The following is a 17,451-nucleotide window of genomic DNA, read 5'->3' on the forward strand; positions in this document are numbered from 1 at the left end:
TTACCAGTATCTTTGTGAAGTAATTTCATTATTATTGATGTAATGATCTAATCGTTTACAAGCAAATGTTAGGCTAATATGAAATGTGTCTTGTAAAAGACTTACAGCTTCTTGATATGTATTAGGTAAATCAAGTTCATCAATCATAAAAGTTGGTGCAGCTGCATGTAGAGCAAAGTTGTTGGCCTTAAATTCTTGATATTCAACGAATGAATAAGGGAGATACATTTGATCTCCTGAATGTAACAGTACATGGCCAAGCTCATGGCAAAATTCTTGCCATTTGAAGTTCTGTAACATCATATGATTTAAAAAAATGAAAGAACGATTTTTAATAAAAAGTGCCTGGCTACCTTCATTCCAGTAAAAAATGGTAATTCCTAATTTATTTGCAATGTCCTCCTTGTCTAGTTGAGTAGGGAAGTGTATGTCTAATTGACTATAAAAATCTCTTATGTATTCTTCTAGGTGAGTCAAACTTTTCATCTCCAATACAAACATATGTTCGTGTTAAGTATATAAGAAAACCCCGCTAAATGGAAGTGAGGTTTACAGAATTTTATTACTATAAATTACAAATAGAAGTATGCTGATTAATATAATTATAGCTAATATAAAATTAAAGAATAATTTCTTTTTTGTCCCATAATATATATATAAATTTTTAGCTATTTTTATTGTAGGGCTTTTCCCTTCGGAAAACTCTTCAAAATTCAGATCGTTTAAAACTAAAAAACGTATATTATTTTTCGAGTCTGTTCTTACATCAAAATTATTAAATAATATATAAAAGATAATATTAGAAGAAAGATTTTTTGTTTTAAAAAGTAATATAGACAACAGCACGAATAAAATTCCTAATTCTACAAAAAATCTATTAGAGTTCAAATTACTAGAAAATGAAAATGTGAAAAATGGTAACAAGAAAAAACTGAAAAAATCACTGATACTTGCGTTGTTGGGGGTAATTTCAATTATTTGATTTCTCATAGTACTATCTTTTTTATAACATAAAATTACAATGCAAAAAATCAAATTGACAATTATAGAACTTATAGTGAGAAATTTTATAACCATATGAATTTGTAGTTCTTCCCAAGATCTCAAAAAAAGTATTAAAAGTACTGGGAGTTCTGCAGCTAATAAATATATAATATAAAATAAAAATTTAATAATGCCCATTATAATTCCCCCTATTGTTTTATTATAAATCAATTAAGGAGTGGGAACGGATGTTTCTATTGGTTTCAATGAATACTTACTGGCAAATGTAAATGGATTATCTTCAAAGTCAAATCCAGTTCTGTTAGAAATAATTCGAATCATAATTTTCAGTCCTAATTCTCCTGAAATTTCAAATTTATGGGTTTCTTTATCAAATTTAAAGAAGCATTCATATTGATTTTGTATTTTTTCTATCTTTTCAATATTAGAGTTTTTTTGTAAGAAATTTCTAATTGATTCAGGGTCTTCAGACACTTTAGTAAGTGAATTGAAGTTTCGATAATGATTTAATGAATCTTTATATTCCTCAAAGTTAGAAATAATACCCTCAGATTGAAAATTATCTATAACTTGATTTACTCTAGTTTGTAAGAATTCTTTATAATTAAAAAGATTTATAAAGTTTTTATAATCTACTACAAACACTTTGTCTTCAACAAAAATACATGTGATATATGAATTGAAAATATAAAATTTAGAGTTATCCATTTCACAAAAGTCTTCTTCAGTTCGCATGAAGATATTTTTTTTCTTATTTAAAGCAATACGATCTTGTTTTGAAATAATATATATGCATTGTTCATTTTGCTCTTTTACATATCTCATTTTATGAATAATAAATTTTAAATTAGTGGGAGATGGCATTTCCTCTAATTTCAACATCTCTTCTGAATTTGAATTATAATTTGAATTATTAGGACAAATATTGAGGGAATTACAGATAGCTGAATAGTATTTTAATTGATCTTTATCGTCAAACTGGTATACGACGTCATTTAATTCCTTCTCAACTTCAAAAGTGTCTATTGGCAACTCTAATAAATTTTTAAAATTGTTTTTAATCTCAAGAATATGTTCTTCTGGTAGAATGGCATCAATTTTTCTCAATTTATCTTTGTTACTATTAAAATTGCATAGATAAGATTCTATATATTCTAATTCTGCATTGTTCAAAAAGATTGTTTTAAATAGTTCTATATTTTCACTCATTATGTAAAAACTCCTTTTTCATAATTCATTCTTTATACCTATTTATGTTTTAAAAAAAGAAGCACAAAATTGTGCGTCTCTTAAATCTCACCATTATCCTTCAAAATCTCCCACATCTTTCGCAACTTACGTAAATCTTCTTCTTTCGACTTAGGTAATTCCTTATACCACTTTTGAAGCGATGGATCATTAGCAAATGCTTGGAATTCTTCTTCAATATCCATTTGCGATGGCGTAGGGGATTCAGTTCTACCTAGTAAAAAGTCGGTTGAACAGTCTAGTACACGAGACAATTTTAGTATTTCCTCATCTTTTGCAGGACGTTCACCAGATTCAATCCGATTCATTACACTTGGATTCAATCCGACACGACTTGCAAGTTCCCTTTGACTCCAATTTTTCTTTTCTCGTAGCAAAATAATTTTCTTGCCAATGTCCATTTAATCACCACCCTTATAGATTGATTCTTATTGTAATTTTAACACGTTTCCAAATTAGAAATAAAACAATTGCTAAAATAGAAATATTTTTGTTGCATTTCTATTTTAGCAATGGTATATTATATTCAATAAGTTGCTGAAATAGCAACGGAAGGAGGGCTGAGCTTGAAACAACTTAATCTTAATTTCATTAAGGAAAGGCGCTTACACCTAGGAAAAACAATGAAAGAGATGGCTGATACTTTAGGCTATGAGAATGCGTCGACTTATCTGAAGTATGAATCAGGTGTTTATTCTATTAAAGCGGAGCAATTACCTCGATTGGCTAAATCATTAGAATGCGAAATATCCGATTTTTTTACGATTAGCGTTGCTGAAATAGCAATTTAAATCGCCGAGTATGGAAGTTTAGGAGGTAGTATCATGCATGCACCATCGTTATTACAAGAGTTAGATGAACAATACTTACTACAAAGATTCGAAATATTAATTCAACAAGCGTATGAAAAGGGGATAGAAGACGGAGAAAAACGTTTTACTTATCCACCTGTACTAAAACGTGAGCATTTAAAAGAAATCCTATCAATTGAGTATCCAACAGTCGATAAGTTGACCCGAGATCCATCATTTCCAAGATTAACAGCCGTAACCGCAAGATATCCAAGGGATGCAGTTTTTAAATGGATTGAGGATAACACAGTCATTATTGAAAAATATTCTTAAGTAAAGAATAACAAAACTATTAATTTATGGTGGTCAACTAATAGATTACTTGCATATGAGATGTGACCACCTAGATACAAGGGGAGAATAAAAATGAAGAAAACAAATGTACCTAGTGTACTTAAAGAAATGCGGGGAAATGAGTACCAACAACAATTAGCTATTGAATTAAATGTTTCAAGAGAAACAGTATCAAAGTATGAAAATGGGCGTTCTAAAGTTCCTGCAGATATCGGTCGTAAACTTACTAAAAAATACGACAATCCGAAATTTGCAATAACTTTACGCAACGAGTACACAGGAACTGGTCCCAGATGGTTAGACGGTCCAAATGTTGATTTACATCGTTCGGCAGTAAGAGAAAAGACCATTGAAGAAATGAACGAAGCAATTGAACAACTTGCAAAAACCAGTTTAGTAAAGCCGTTGAGAAATGTAGAGCATTTTGAAATGCAAGATATAGAAAATACATTAGATGAACTTGTTGAAGCTCAAACAGCCATCGACCACTTAGTAGCTATTGTGTGTATGGACGCTGGTATTAATTACGTGGATTTATGGGACAAACATTATAGATCATTAGCAAGCAACGGTTATCTTGCTTTAGGAGGTGCACGATGAACAGATTAGATTTTAGAATCCAAGATTGGCCTGCAGCCGAAAGAGAATACAACTGCATCGATTCATTACAAAAAGAATTAACAATTTGCATAGAACGTAACAACTTCGCAACTGCTGAACTTTGTGCAGAAGATATCATTTCTTCTATAAAAGAAATCCGAAGAATGCAAAAGGCGAAGCAAGAACATGATCGCTTGGTGGAAATGGTAGAAATGATGAAAAGGGAAGGTATTAACTTATCGGTGGTGGCTAGATGAAAAAGATAAATGAGTATTTTTTCGGAGTAGAAGAAATTCATTTATCGGACGGAATTTGGTTTTATGGAGGAATTATCACAATGATTTTATTATGGGTTATCACATTATGGGCATAAAAAAACCAGCTAATTCTTGGGGAATTAACTGGCTGACTTTACACAATTATCATTATAACACGACAGGGTAATTCCTGTCATGAAGTACACGGAAATTTAATTACACGAGGTGAATAAACCTCCAATTTTTATACTACTTATTCACTCATTCGTGTACTTCATGATGCGAATTAATTCACGTCACGAAGCACGCAAAAATCGTATCTAATATAGTATTTATACAAATTTGACGATATGGAGACGGCAAAACTTCATCTTTTAAAGGCGTAGGAAACCTTAAAAGTTTGCGTGTTTCGTGATGCGAGTTAAGCATCAAAAAAATCCACTGCTCTCAACAGTGGATTCGGGGTTATCAATAAAACTTATCAAAATCATTTTATTACATAGCCCCAATAAATTCAAACAAATAGGGAGGCAATACAAATGCAAACAGTTACATTTCAAAGTCTTGGAATGCTGAATTTCAAAGGTGTTCAAAGTTTCAATCTAAAAACAAACGGTGTTAATGCAAAAGTTTATGGTGACAATTCTACAGGTAAAACAACGTTATTCGATTCATTTACTTGGTTGTTATTCGATAAAGATTCATCTAATAAGAAAGATTTTGCAATCAAAACATTAGTTGAAGGTAAAGAGGTCCACAACTTGGATCATGCAGTTGAAGCAACTTTGATGGTAAATGGCGCACCAGTCACGCTACGCAAGGTATTTAAAGAGAAATGGACTAAGAAACGTGGTCTTGCAACAAAAGAATTTTCTGGTCATACAACAGATTACTTCATCGATGAAGTACCAGTTAAAAAGAAAGAGTATGAAGCAAAAGTAAATGAAATCATCCAAGAAGAAATATTCAAGCTCTTAACTTCACCTTCGTACTTCAATGAAGTGCTCAAATGGCAAGATAAACGAAAAACGTTGCTTGAAATCGTTGGTGATATCACTGATCAAGACGTTATTAATGCAAATCCAAAGCTTAAAGAACTACCAACAATTCTACAAAACAAAACAGTTGAGGATTACAAAAAGATTGTTGCTAGTAAACGAAAAGCAATTAACGATGAACTTGAAATGATTCCAGTTCAAATTAAAGAAAATCAAAATATGATTCCAGAATTATCAATCGATGTTGAAGGCTTGAAGTCACAACTAATAAGTATCGAACAAGAAATCGATGGTCAAAAACAAATCATTTTCAACATTAATAACGGTAAGGCAGTTGTTGAAAAGGAACAACAGTTAATGAAGTTGGATAACGATATGTCTGGTTATAAACGTGAGTTTGAATATAGCGCAAAAGAAGAAATCTATAAACTTGGTGCACGACTTCAAGAAGAACGTGGCAACTTATCCATTATGCAAAAACCAGTTCAACAGATTGAACATGAAATTGACATGATGAAACGCACTGCAGAACAAAATAAACGAGCGATTTCTGATATGGGTGTTCAACTGCAGCAATTACGTGATCAATGGGGCTTTATTAATTCAGAGCAATTCCATTATGAAGATGATTGCACTTGCCCAACATGTAAGCAAGACTTACCAGCTGAACAAGTTGAACAAGCTCGTCAAACAGCTTTAGAAGCATTTAATTTAAGTAAATCTGAACGACTAGCGAAAGCAACGGAGCAAGGAAAACAATTAGCCCAACGCAAGGATGAGTTAGTTGAATCTACTCAGAAGATTGAATCTGACATTGCTAAAAAGCATGAAGAAATTGTAGCTCTTAACATCGATATTGAGCGAAAACAAGAAGATGTTAAAAAATATGAATCCAAATTAAAGGATGCAGAAAGTAAAGTTCCAGATGTAACACAAGATCCAAAATACCAATCATTCTTACAGCAAAAATCAACATTACAACAAGAAATTACACAGTTGAAAGAACATGCTTCACAGGCTGTACAAGACGTTCAAAAAGAAATCTATGCACTACAAGGTAAAAAGCAAGAAATCGATGTACAGCTATCACAACACGCAAATATTACTGGTATTCAAGCGCGTATCGCAGAACTTGAAGAACGTGAAAGTTTCTTAGCAAAAGAGTTCCAAACTCTAGAACATCACTTGTTCTTAACAGAAGAGTTCATTCGTGAAAAAGTTCGATTGCTCGAAGAAAAGATCAACAGCAAATTCAAATACGCTCGCTTCAAATTATTCAAAGAGCAAGTTAACGGTGGTTTAGAAGAGTGCTGTGAAACGTTATTTGAAGGGGTTCCATATAGCTCAGGTTTGAACAATGCAGCAAAAATCAATGTCGGTATCGACATCATCAATACATTATCTGAACACTACGGCATGAGAGCTCCGATATTTGTTGATAACGCTGAGGCTGTAACAAAGTTAATCGATAGCGAATCACAAATTATTAGTCTGGTTGTAAGTGAGAAGGACAAGCAGTTACGTGTAGAAGTACCAGGAATTGAATATAAGGAGGCTATCTAATATGTCAGAAAATCAATTAATGACTAAAGCAGTTGAATTTGAAGTAAATGGTGAGCCAGTGAAATTATCCGGTAACACCGTTCGCGAATATTTGGTAAGAGGAAATGGTGCAGTATCAGAACAAGAAGTGGTCATGTTCATCAACCTTTGTAAGTTCCAGAAGTTAAATCCATTCCTTAATGAAGCTTACTTAATCAAATTTGGATCTCAACCATCACAAATCATTGTATCGAAAGAAGCTTTCATGAAACGTGCAGAGGCAAACCCGAATTACAAAGGGTTTGAAGCTGGTATTATCGTTGAACGAAATGGTGATCTAGTGGAAATCGAAGGTGCTGTAAAGCTTAAAGATGACAATTTAATCGGTGGATGGTGCAAAGTTTATCGAAAAGACCGAGAAATGCCGATTGTCTCGAAAATAAGTCTCGATGAGTTTGGTAAAGGGCAAGCAACTTGGAAGCAAATGCCTTTAAATATGATCCGTAAATCGGCCATTGTAAATGCATTACGTGAAGCATTCCCAGAAAACTTGGGAGCAATGTACACAGAAGATGATGCAGATATAAAGAAAGATGTGACACCTGAACAACAAGTGCAGCAAGAAATTAAGCAACATGCAAATCAAGAAGTTATTGATATTTCAACAACTAAGGTTCAACCAGAACCTAAGCAAAAACAAGAGCCAATTGAAGCTGAATTTAGTGAACCAGATATTTTTGCTGAACCATCTGAAAACGTTCAAGTTACAAATGGCCCAGGATTCTAATGATTGAGATTCAAACTCTAGCTACAGGTAGTAAAGGTAACGCATACGTCATTACAGACGGCGTTACCAAGCTACTGATTGAATGCGGAATATCATTCAAAGCGATTCAAAAGGCTCTTAATTATCAAACAGATGATATACAAGGTTGTTTAGTATCACATGAGCATTTAGACCACTGCAAAGGTCTTCAAAGCGTTCTAAAGGCTGGAATTACTGTTTATACATCTCAAGGCACTAAAGACGGTACAGGTATTGATCACCACAGAATAAAAGTTATTCAAAACAAGCAACCATTTCAGATTGGTACGTGGATCATACTTCCATTTGATGTGCAGCATGACGTGAACGAACCATTTGGATTCTTATTACAGAACCAAGGTGGCGAGAAATTATTATTCGCCACTGATACGTATTACATCAAATACAAATTCACTGGCCTTACACATCTAATGATTGAGTGTAACTACTGCCAGTCGGTACTGGATAGCAACGTAGAAAGTGGTAGGGTCCCAGTGTTCTTGAAAAGACGTGTAATGAAGTCGCATTTCAGCTTGGAAAACGTACTCGAATTTTTAAAAGCAAATGATTTATCAAAGGTACAGGAAATATGGTTGCTGCATTTATCGGATAACAACAGCGATGAACAACTTATAAGAAATGAAGTAGCAAAGCTAACAGGGAAGATGATTTACATCCCATAGCAAGGAGGTATAAAAGTGGCTGAAAATATCAACGGAGTTATATACGAAGGACTACTATCAAAAGGTTACGGGCTAATACCTCAAATGATTACCCGTGATAAAGATTTAAGTATCGAAGCAAAAGCTATTTATGGATATTTATCAGCATTCGCAGGAAATAACAATGAAGCATTCCCAAGTGTTGAGTTAATTTGTGCAGAATTAGGGATATCTGAAAATCGATATAGAAAACACCGCAAAGCGTTACTAGATAAAGGATTCATAAGAATTAGGAGAGAGCGACTAGAAAATGGCTTTTCAAAAAACTATTACGAATTGGTTCAAATGATTCCTGAAACCGTACCACGTCAAAACGTAGGCATACGAAATGTAGGCGTAGGAAACGTAGGCATACAAAGCGTAGGCGTAGGAAATGAAGGTACTAATAGTAACAGTCTTAAAAGTATCAATATAAATAATAACAATACTAAAAATAATCAACCTAACAACCAACCAGACAAAGACTTTGCCAAAGTAATTGAGTTCTATGAAAAAAATATCTCAATCGTAAGACCAATGACTGGAGAAAAGCTTGGTGGGTTGGTGGATGACTTTACAGCTGATTTAGTTTTATATGCTTTAGAAATCACAGCTTCAAATCCTAAGGTTACTAATCCAATCAAATACGCAACATCCATTTTGACGAAATGGAAAGAGAACTTAGTCAGTACTCGTCAACAGGCTGAAATCTATGAATCTAATAAACGAGGTGATCAAAATGCCAACAATAGCAGAGGTACTCAAGAAAATGGAGGAACAAGCAACCCTTATGATGTCGCAAGAGGATATTGCTCAGAATAACTACACATGCGATATCTGCAAAGACGAAGGTGGATGGACTGAATGGCGTGAAGCTGATGTATTCGGTGATGGAAGAGTCGTACGAAAAGAACAAGTATGGGTGGATTGCTCTTGTGCTAAACAACGCAAGATTGAGCGATTAATAAACGGATCACATATCACATCAGAGTTTCAAAAAATGCGTTTTGAAAACTTTGTCGGTGATGGCCTAGATACAAAAATTCTCAATATGGCCAAGAAGGCTAAACAGTATTATGACGAATTTGCAGAGATCAAGGGTACACCAAAGAACGGTATTGCATTACTGGGTCAACCAGGGATAGGGAAAACGCATTTGCTTATGGCTATCAGTAATAACTTAATGCTAAAACAACAAGTTCCAGTAATGTATTTTCCATTCGTAACTATGACTAGTGAAATGCGTGCGAATCAGTTCGAGAAAGAAGAAACGATTACCCATCAAGCAAAAGAAATTGATGTTCTGTTTATCGATGATCTGTACAAGCCAGCTGCAGGTAAACCGAAAGCGAGCGAATGGGAACAACTTAAAATGTACGACATTGTTAATTATCGATATTTGAATCGAAAACCAATCTTACTATCTTGTGAGTTGGATCCAGCGCAACTATTAGCGATTGATGAAGCGACTGGCAGTAGGTTATTCGAAATGACAGAGGAATTTACGGTAAGCGTTCCTAAGGATTTTAGATTGAATTATCGTACACGGAAGTTATTTAAGGAGGCTAAATAATGGCTGAAAAAGTGAAGGATAATACAAAAATTCAATTAGTCAGTGGTCAAATTGTCTTTGAAAAAATGACTAATAAAATTGATAGCAAAGAATACGCTGAGCGTAAAGCTTGGGCTTGGTTAGGGATGGTTAATGACGGTAAAAAACCAACTCGTTGGTTAAAACCTAACTGCAAAGGGACGAAAGTTAATTTCGATTTTATTCAATCTCAAGAAGAATATGAAAAAGTGTTGGATCAAATCGAACCATTCTTAAAGAAAATTAATCGTGCTTATGGGCTTGACTATAATCTGAGACGAGGTGCTAAACAATGACTGTTACTAACGAAATCGAATACATCGTAGACCAAATCGTCATTACATATTGCCAGTTTCAAAAGTTCAATGAAAAAGTATTCAGTGATAATTTTGAAAACTATGTTAGTCAATTAATGACTTTAACCGGTCTAGATCGTGAAGGTGCTTTGAAGTATGCAGTTTCTTTCTTAGCAGAGCGAAACAAAGTGGAGGGGGTTGCGTGACAAGAAATAAAAAGAGATACAACACTAAATGTTGCACCTCGTAAATAATAATTATTTTTCACATGCGATATTATCTTTATCTCTATCTAAGTTAGAATTGTTTTTCATAGCTTTTTTATAGATTGTTTTTGAAACTGTTGCACGGGAAGTTTTATATACTGTGCTGCCATTACGTTTGTGAACAGTATCTTTAGTTTTGGATGATACTCTTACGCCATGAGGATATTTAGCGTTAAATGCTTTACAACTTGAATAGATGCTCGCGGCTTGGGCATTTTCATCATTGTTATTTGTAGCTAATGAAGCACCAAAGAATGTAGTAAAGGTTAATGTAGTAGCTATGCCATATTTCATTAGTTTGTTCAAAATAATTCCTCCTAAATGCTTTTGTTAATTAATATTATACTGTTTTGTTAAGTAAATATATTAAAAATAACATTTATTCGGTAATTTTATGATTTTATTCAAAAGTATTTCGAGATATTTTATGCGAAGGGGAGTGTACCATGAGTATATTCTCAATAAAAAACACGCTTGAACGGCAATTCAAACGTGCGTACTAAAAGAATAAGGAGAAATTTCTATAGACGGTTTAACGGACCGTCTTATCTCCATTTTTACCAAATTGTTAATAGATTATACGGTCTAGAATCTTAAAAGATTCATTTTTATAAAAAATATTAAAGTGGTGAGATAAATTATATCTACGATTCGTAAGGATGCATTGGAACGGCAGAGATTGCTATTTGCAAATAGATGCACTGGATGCCCTTATAGAGAGCCAAACAATTATTCTAAGCAATGTTTAAACTGTCCAGTCAGAGATGAATTTTTAGAAATTGGTGAGATATTGGACAAAACGATTAGATCAGCGGGGTGAACATACTTGGTTGCAAAAAAAGAAGAAGTTACTGAAATTGATCCAGACATGATTGCAGAGATTGATTTACATGAAAATGCAGTGTATGTAGTATCTTGTGGTCAACTTAAAGTGGTGGACCCACCGCCAACAGGATACGGTAAGCAAGAGATTAGCTGGCAAAAAGGGATGCCTACGCATAGTGAAATTAAGTATACTCAGAAGTTTTAAGTTAAGGATGAAAATGTACATCGATTGGGAGAGTAAAATAAATATAGCAAAAAAGTAAATAAAAGTGGTACTATGTATATGGCTATAATTGCCAAGTTAGGAGACTTTAGTATGAAAAATGTATATAAATCTATTTTCGCATTTGCTATTATCTTTGCTTCTATTATTCTATTATACACAGATACTGCAATTGCTAAAACCAGTTATATGAGAGATAAAAATAAGATTTACTATGGTATTGATTCAGCAATGCCTTTTACAGAAAAATATGTGAAGACAAAAAATGGTTATCGAATTACTTATTTTAATAAGAGTGAGGATATGGATGGTTATTATAATTGGCAAAAAGAAACGAAAACAGGATTATATTTAAAAACTGTAGAAGAACCTATGAAACTTTTACCTTATCCAATTAAACTCGGCAAAACTTGGGAAGTTTTTGGCGAAGTCAATAGAATAATTGATACAGATGCAACAGTTAAAATAAAAGCGGGGACATTTAAACATGTAGTTGTTGCAAGAGATAATTCTACCGAAAATATAAATAAGGATATCTATTGTATAAAAAGTTATTATGCTCCGAATGCTGGAAAGATTAAAGAAGAATTGATTGAAAATAATCAGATTTATACCATCTACGAACTTACTAAGATTAAAACGATAAAAAAATAAGCAGGCCTTTATGGTCTGCTTTTTCTACTGAATCACGTAATGTATTATCCATGACATGAGTATAGATTGTAGTCGTATTAATATTACTGTGTCCTAATTGACGCATTATTGTATTGATATCTTTGCGCGCTTTTTATACGCAATTAAATTTATTACTATATAAAAATATACAAATATGATAAAATATTCATAAATAAATATGCTTACGGGAACAACCTGGAGCACTAAATTTACGCAATTACTGCGTTTATTTGGTGCTCCTTTTTTATTTATTTAAAGGGGCGATGAATATGGATGCAAACAAACAGAAATTCATTATCAATGCACACGCCATTGACAATATGATAAGTGACTATCACTGGATGATAGAAACGATAGAAGAGCTACGAGAAAAAAACAAAACTATAGATGCTCCTACAGCTAGTTACGGTGAAGAAGCAAGAATGCCGAAAGGCGGTGGTATTTCTGATCCTGTTTATCAAGAATATCTGAGACGTGAAAAGCGTTCGAAAATTATCGAAGTGTATTTCGCAAAAGTTTTGTTTGTTCAAAGTATGGTGAATTTAGTAAAAGAAGACAGAGAATCTGAAGTTCTTTATTGGCTATTAGAAGGTGAATCAATGAGGAGTATCGGCAGTCGAATGGGATTAAGCCACACAACTATACAAAATATAAAAAGCAAAATAATAGACCGCGCTATACAAAATAAAGGCCTACTAAAAGGAGCGTGTTAGCACAATGAAAAATAAGTGTATAGAATGTGATGATTATATGATTATGTACGTTAAGAAAAAAGGTAAATAGAAAAGACGTTTACTTGCACAGAATATTAAAACAAGTTCCAAATGGAATGGTTGTAGATCATATAAATCGAAACAAATTAGATAACAGACAGGAAAATTTGAGAATCATTACACAATCTCAGAATATGCAGAATGTGAGAGGAAGAAATACAAGTATATCTGGGCTACGTGGAGTTTCTATTGAAAGGTTACAAGAAAAAATTAGATGGAGAGCAAGACTAAAAGTTAATGGAAAAGAGATGCATTTAGGCACTTTCGATACAAAAGAAGAAGCCGAAAGAGTGGTTATAGAAGCTAGAAAGAAGTTTTTCCCTTATTCATACGAAGAAACTTGCCAAAATTGCCATTCTTAACAAATTAGTGATAACAACAACAGAAATGCTAAAATGGGGGCAGGTTCGGACGGATATGCACAGAGCATTCAACTGTTTGTGTATTACATATCTGGACCTTCCTATCTTTATTATAAAAAAACAATTACTAATGGTGCGTAACCAAACCAACCAACCCAAGAAGATTAATTCCGTTGGTTATACCTCGCTAAAGAGGAAAAGACATCTGGTTCAGAACACATTGAGGTCTGTACTTTTTTAAGTACCTTCTGATATAAGCGAATAATACGAAGCATTGAGTATCCAAAACGAGATCGTAGGCTTGGCGGTATTGTTCGTTTATATGAGATGTGAATCTCAACAGTGTAAATTCTCCCCTTTTAAAGAAGACTATCGTGCTGGCGGTAGTCTTTTTATTATGTTTATCAGATAATTAATATACTTCTTTTTTCTTATTTTATATAGTTAACTTTGAATAAATAGGAAAATTAAAGGAGAAGAAGTATATGAAAAAGATTAAAATTCTTTTTGCATTAGTTTTGACATTTAGTCTAATTAGTATATTTGGTATGAAATCCGAAGCAAAAATAATAGTACATTCTGGTCTTACTACTGATGCATTTAAGAACAATTATGAAATTACTAGCTTTTCAAAGAAACCTTTTAAAGTAAAATTTCTTAATACAAAACCAACTAGAAAAAGTACTGGTGTATATATAAATGCAAATAATTATGGTGATGGTGCTGGTCTTTATTTGTATGACATCAAAAAAAATAAATCTACATACAAAGGGTCACTAGAACAAACATTTTACTTTAAGAAAAATGGTACTTACATTGTACAAATACGTGATAACGAAACAGATGAATGGTTAGGAGATGTAACAATAAATATTTACAATATTGATAAGACCCCACCTGAAATATCTATTGGCAGTCCAAGATATCATGAGATTAGTGATGGCTATATGGTAAGATTTTCTGCATTTGACGATGATACAGGTGTTAAATACATTTATTATCCATCAGGACGTAGAGAGTATTTAGGTAAAAAAATGTTGGGAGCTAGTCCAAGATTTGATGCTACACCAGGTACTTACACTATTAAAGCTGTAGATAATGTTGGCAATGTGGCTGTTAATACCTTTAAAGTATCTAAGGAGGACTATAAAAACAGACGTAAATTAAAGAAATTTTAGAAGTATTCCAAAGCACTCATTAATGGGTGCTTTTTATTATGATTGTCAGATATGTAATATACTTCTCTACTAGCTATTTAATATAGTTTAGTGGGAGGTGATAATGAATGTATGATGATGTTAATGTTTGGGATGTAACAAGAAAGTTAGTTGATATAGGGAAAGAAAAATATATTTGTGATATCGTTATAGTTTCAAATGAAGAAGCGTTATGTTGCGGTGAGAATATTAATACACACGAAAAAACAGAGTGGATTTCAATAAAAGATACACTTAATCCAGCATTTGCTTTTGGTGAATATTTAATAAAGGAATATAAATAAGAGCATCCTTTGGGGTGCCTTTTATTTAAAAATATATTAATTAATCATCCTGAAACTTTTAATTAATTCATCCGTATTTTTAATATGGAGGGATTTTCATGTTAAAAAGAACAAAGGATATATTGAACAGATTTTATAAATTCTATATTGCAATTATTTTGATACTTTTTTTATTTTATTCTATTTTTATTCTTATCGTAAAAGGTATTGCAGGTGATTTAGATTCTTTGACACTTATATCGCTTGTAGCTGTTATATTATCTATTCCTGGTATAATTAATACTTTTGTAGATGATTTAAATCCTCAGAAAAAAGAATATAAACTAACCTGTAATTGTCCAAAATGTAAGTCCTTAATTGTTATGGACATGAAAGAAAAGTAGACTGCGAAAAAAGAAGACGCTAATTGACGTCTTTTTATTTTGATTAAAATAAGCAATTAGCATAACGAGGTGATAACTTTAAAAGATTATCCAGGAGGTGGTGTGAATGAGTGGCTGAAAAATACGAATTAGCTGAAAAAGATTATGTGGCAGGAATGAAATATAAAGACATTGCTACTAAATACGACGTATCCCTTAATACGGTGAAGTCATGGAAAACTCGTAAATGGGGAAAAGAAAAGGAAGAAAAAAGTGTGCACACAAAACAAAAAAGGGTGCATACAAAAAATAAAGAAAGTCCAACAAAAAAAGAAGTCACTGAATCGGTTGATATTTCACTTAATGAGAATTGCGAAATAACCGATAAACAGTGGCTTTTTTGTATGTATTACACAAAGTACTGGAATGCTACAAAAGCATATCAGAAGGTGTATGAATGTGATTACTTACAAGCACGCGTTGAGGGTTCGCGTAGCCTAACAAAACCTAACATTAGGAAAGAAATTGAACATATCAAAAAAGAAATCGCTGATGGCATCATGATTGAATCCAGAGCAGTTCTTCAAAAATGGATTGATATAGCCTTCGCAGACATTACCGATTATGTTTCATTTGGTAAAAGGGAACAGCAAGTTGTTGGAATGTATGGCCCTCTAGTAGATAAGAAAACGAAAAAGCCAATCATGGAGACAGTCAACTATGTAGACCTAAAAGAATCTACACAAGTTGATGGAACCATTGTTACTGAAGTTAAACAAGGCAGAGATGGTATTTCCGTTAAACTTGCTGACAAAATGAAGGCTCTGGATTTCTTGACTAAATACACCGACTTACTCGATGAAAAAGAGCTTAAACAACTTAAAGTTGAACGTGAGCGTATCGAAATCCGCAAAGAAAATGGCGATGATCAAGAAGAGTTTGAAGATGATGGCTTCATGGATGCTTTAAAAGGCGTTGAGGTGAACTGGGATGAAGATTAAAAAGAAACGTCCTGCATTATTCAAATTCAAGCCTTTTAGTAAGAAACAACTGAAAGTTCTTAAGTGGTGGCAAAATGATTCGCCACATAAAGATAAAGACGGTGTTATCTGTGACGGCTCCGTTCGTGCTGGTAAAACAGTCGTGATGTCCTTGTCCTTCGTCATGTGGGGCATGGAAACATTTGAGGACGAAAACTTAGGGATGGCAGGTAAAACAATAGGTTCATTCCGTCGTAACGTTTTCAAACCACTCAAACGAATGCTTCAAAGTCGTGGATTCAAAGTAAAAGAATATCGTTCAGAAAACATGTTCACCGTCACTAAAAATGGACGGATGAACTTTTTTTATATATTCGGTGGTAAAGATGAAGCGTCCCAAGATTTGATTCAAGGTATTACACTTGCTGGTATGTTCTTCGATGAAGTAGCTTTGATGCCTCAATCATTCGTCAATCAAGCGACTGCCCGTTGTTCTGTTGACGGCGCAAAGTTCTGGTTCAACTGTAACCCAGAAGGGCCATATCATTGGTTTAAGCTTGAATACTTAGATCAATTAGAAGAGAAACGAATGCTTCATTTACATTTCACGATGGACGATAACCTTTCGTTATCTCATCGTATCAAAGAACGATACAAACGAATGTATAGTGGTGTATTCTTTCAGCGATATATCCTTGGCTTATGGGTGCTCGCTGAAGGTGTTATTTATGACATGTTCGCTAACGAAAAGCATGTTGTGAAAACAGATGAACGTGAATATGAAAAGTATTACGTCAGCATTGACTATGGTACTCAGAACCCTACAACATTTGGATTGTGGGGCTTTTTTGATGGAGTTTGGTACAAGGTAAAGGAATATCATTATGATGGCCGTAAGAATGCAAAACAAAAGACAGACCAAGAATATTACGAGGACTTAATCGAGTTCATTGGTGACGTTAAAGGCTTCAAAGGGATTATCGTTGACCCTTCTGCAGCATCTTTTATTGCTGTTTTAAAAAAGAATGGATTACATGTAATCAAAGCTAAGAATGATGTATTAGATGGTATTCGTAATGTTGCGACTGCCTTAAACAAAGGTTTAATTCTTTATAACGATTGTTGCAAAGAAACATTCCGAGAGTTTTCATCTTATATTTGGGACGAAAAAGCTGCAGATCGTGGAGAGGATAAACCAGTTAAACAAAATGACCATCAAATGGATGGTGACAGATACTTTGTCAATACAGTAGTCATGAAGAAACGTGGTCTATCAGTATTGAAGTAAGGAGGCGA

The 17,451-nt window shown here is 33.4% G+C and carries 25 protein-coding genes; 20 read left to right on the forward strand and 5 right to left on the reverse strand.

Features of this window, described 5'->3' with window-relative positions; translation table 11 throughout:
* From ACIQ4I_RS12145 to ACIQ4I_RS12160, 4 genes are all read right to left on the reverse strand, one after another.
* The gene (locus ACIQ4I_RS12145; RefSeq protein WP_403096240.1) at positions 1-477 is read right to left on the reverse strand and encodes an ImmA/IrrE family metallo-endopeptidase; all 477 of its coding nucleotides are present in this window, start codon (positions 475-477) and stop codon (positions 1-3) included.
* Positions 478-549: 72 nt separating this feature from the next.
* Complete coding sequence (locus ACIQ4I_RS12150) at positions 550-1,182, reverse strand: hypothetical protein (RefSeq protein ID WP_403096241.1); 633 nt, start codon at positions 1,180-1,182, stop codon at positions 550-552.
* Positions 1,183-1,215: 33 nt separating this feature from the next.
* Positions 1,216-2,214 (reverse strand): Kiwa anti-phage protein KwaB-like domain-containing protein, encoded by a 999-nt coding sequence (locus ACIQ4I_RS12155; RefSeq protein ID WP_403096242.1) that lies wholly within the window; start codon positions 2,212-2,214, stop codon positions 1,216-1,218.
* Positions 2,215-2,294: 80 nt separating this feature from the next.
* A complete protein-coding gene (locus ACIQ4I_RS12160) occupies positions 2,295-2,654 on the reverse strand; it encodes a helix-turn-helix domain-containing protein (RefSeq protein WP_403096243.1) in 360 nt (119 codons plus the stop codon).
* 165 nt (positions 2,655-2,819) lie between these two features.
* Here ACIQ4I_RS12160 and ACIQ4I_RS12165 point away from each other — a divergent pair, with 165 nt between their 5' ends.
* The 11 genes from ACIQ4I_RS12165 to ACIQ4I_RS12215 all read left to right on the forward strand — a co-directional run bounded on the left by ACIQ4I_RS12165 (position 2,820) and on the right by ACIQ4I_RS12215 (position 10,394).
* Positions 2,820-3,044, forward strand: coding sequence for a helix-turn-helix domain-containing protein (locus ACIQ4I_RS12165; RefSeq protein ID WP_403096244.1), 225 nt, complete (start codon positions 2,820-2,822; stop codon positions 3,042-3,044).
* Between the two features lie 33 nt (positions 3,045-3,077).
* Positions 3,078-3,377, forward strand: coding sequence for a hypothetical protein (locus tag ACIQ4I_RS12170; protein ID WP_403096245.1), 300 nt, complete (start codon positions 3,078-3,080; stop codon positions 3,375-3,377).
* A gap of 93 nt (positions 3,378-3,470) precedes the next feature.
* On the forward strand, positions 3,471-3,998 hold the full coding sequence (locus ACIQ4I_RS12175; RefSeq protein WP_403096246.1) for a helix-turn-helix domain-containing protein: 528 nt from the start codon (positions 3,471-3,473) through the stop codon (positions 3,996-3,998).
* Positions 3,995-4,255, forward strand: a complete 261-nt coding sequence (locus ACIQ4I_RS12180) for a YqaH family protein (RefSeq protein ID WP_403096247.1) — start codon at positions 3,995-3,997, stop codon at positions 4,253-4,255. Before ACIQ4I_RS12175 ends, ACIQ4I_RS12180 begins: the two co-directional genes overlap by 4 nt.
* Positions 4,256-4,794: 539 nt before the next feature.
* On the forward strand, positions 4,795-6,816 hold the full coding sequence (locus ACIQ4I_RS12185) for an AAA family ATPase (RefSeq protein WP_403096248.1): 2,022 nt from the start codon (positions 4,795-4,797) through the stop codon (positions 6,814-6,816).
* 1 nt (position 6,817) lies between these two features.
* A complete protein-coding gene (bet, locus tag ACIQ4I_RS12190; RefSeq protein WP_403096249.1) occupies positions 6,818-7,582 on the forward strand; it encodes a phage recombination protein Bet in 765 nt (254 codons plus the stop codon).
* Positions 7,582-8,283 (forward strand): MBL fold metallo-hydrolase, encoded by a 702-nt coding sequence (locus ACIQ4I_RS12195; protein WP_403096250.1) that lies wholly within the window; start codon positions 7,582-7,584, stop codon positions 8,281-8,283. Before bet ends, ACIQ4I_RS12195 begins: the two co-directional genes overlap by 1 nt.
* A gap of 15 nt (positions 8,284-8,298) precedes the next feature.
* A complete protein-coding gene (locus ACIQ4I_RS12200) occupies positions 8,299-9,123 on the forward strand; it encodes a helix-turn-helix domain-containing protein (protein ID WP_403096251.1) in 825 nt (274 codons plus the stop codon).
* Entirely contained in the window at positions 9,041-9,874 is an 834-nt protein-coding gene (locus ACIQ4I_RS12205; protein WP_403096252.1) for a DnaA ATPase domain-containing protein, read from the forward strand. Before ACIQ4I_RS12200 ends, ACIQ4I_RS12205 begins: the two co-directional genes overlap by 83 nt.
* A complete protein-coding gene (locus ACIQ4I_RS12210) occupies positions 9,874-10,188 on the forward strand; it encodes a hypothetical protein (protein WP_403096253.1) in 315 nt (104 codons plus the stop codon). Before ACIQ4I_RS12205 ends, ACIQ4I_RS12210 begins: the two co-directional genes overlap by 1 nt.
* Positions 10,185-10,394: a hypothetical protein gene (locus tag ACIQ4I_RS12215; RefSeq protein ID WP_403096254.1), complete on the forward strand. Its 210-nt coding sequence runs from the start codon at positions 10,185-10,187 to the stop codon at positions 10,392-10,394. Before ACIQ4I_RS12210 ends, ACIQ4I_RS12215 begins: the two co-directional genes overlap by 4 nt.
* 51 nt (positions 10,395-10,445) lie before the next feature.
* On the opposite strand, the gene ACIQ4I_RS12220 is transcribed toward ACIQ4I_RS12215, so the two are convergent.
* Positions 10,446-10,760, reverse strand: coding sequence for an excalibur calcium-binding domain-containing protein (locus tag ACIQ4I_RS12220; protein ID WP_403096255.1), 315 nt, complete (start codon positions 10,758-10,760; stop codon positions 10,446-10,448).
* A gap of 520 nt (positions 10,761-11,280) precedes the next feature.
* Between ACIQ4I_RS12220 and ACIQ4I_RS12225 the strand changes: the two genes are divergently transcribed.
* The 9 genes from ACIQ4I_RS12225 (at position 11,281) to ACIQ4I_RS12265 (ending at position 17,443) form a co-directional block, all read left to right on the forward strand.
* Positions 11,281-11,484 (forward strand): DUF3954 domain-containing protein, encoded by a 204-nt coding sequence (locus ACIQ4I_RS12225; protein ID WP_403096256.1) that lies wholly within the window; start codon positions 11,281-11,283, stop codon positions 11,482-11,484.
* Between the two features lie 111 nt (positions 11,485-11,595).
* The gene (locus tag ACIQ4I_RS12230) at positions 11,596-12,156 is read left to right on the forward strand and encodes a hypothetical protein (protein WP_403096257.1); all 561 of its coding nucleotides are present in this window, start codon (positions 11,596-11,598) and stop codon (positions 12,154-12,156) included.
* A 290-nt stretch (positions 12,157-12,446) separates the two neighbouring features.
* Positions 12,447-12,890 carry a LuxR C-terminal-related transcriptional regulator gene (locus ACIQ4I_RS12235; RefSeq protein WP_403096258.1) on the forward strand — a complete coding sequence of 148 codons (444 nt, stop codon included), beginning with the start codon at positions 12,447-12,449 and terminating at the stop codon, positions 12,888-12,890.
* A gap of 83 nt (positions 12,891-12,973) precedes the next feature.
* A complete protein-coding gene (locus tag ACIQ4I_RS12240) occupies positions 12,974-13,312 on the forward strand; it encodes an HNH endonuclease (RefSeq protein WP_403096259.1) in 339 nt (112 codons plus the stop codon).
* A 485-nt stretch (positions 13,313-13,797) separates the two neighbouring features.
* Complete coding sequence (locus tag ACIQ4I_RS12245) at positions 13,798-14,490, forward strand: hypothetical protein (RefSeq protein WP_403096260.1); 693 nt, start codon at positions 13,798-13,800, stop codon at positions 14,488-14,490.
* Positions 14,491-14,597: 107 nt separating this feature from the next.
* Entirely contained in the window at positions 14,598-14,813 is a 216-nt protein-coding gene (locus ACIQ4I_RS12250) for a hypothetical protein (protein WP_403096262.1), read from the forward strand.
* Positions 14,814-14,911: 98 nt separating this feature from the next.
* Positions 14,912-15,196 (forward strand): hypothetical protein, encoded by a 285-nt coding sequence (locus ACIQ4I_RS12255; protein WP_403096264.1) that lies wholly within the window; start codon positions 14,912-14,914, stop codon positions 15,194-15,196.
* Positions 15,197-15,306: 110 nt separating this feature from the next.
* A complete protein-coding gene (locus ACIQ4I_RS12260; RefSeq protein ID WP_403096265.1) occupies positions 15,307-16,176 on the forward strand; it encodes a terminase small subunit in 870 nt (289 codons plus the stop codon).
* Complete coding sequence (locus ACIQ4I_RS12265) at positions 16,166-17,443, forward strand: PBSX family phage terminase large subunit (protein WP_403096266.1); 1,278 nt, start codon at positions 16,166-16,168, stop codon at positions 17,441-17,443. Before ACIQ4I_RS12260 ends, ACIQ4I_RS12265 begins: the two co-directional genes overlap by 11 nt.
* Positions 17,444-17,451: the final 8 nt, after the last annotated feature.

This window comes from Rummeliibacillus sp. NPDC094406 (assembly GCF_044763875.1).
Taxonomy (GTDB): domain Bacteria; phylum Bacillota; class Bacilli; order Bacillales_A; family Planococcaceae; genus Rummeliibacillus.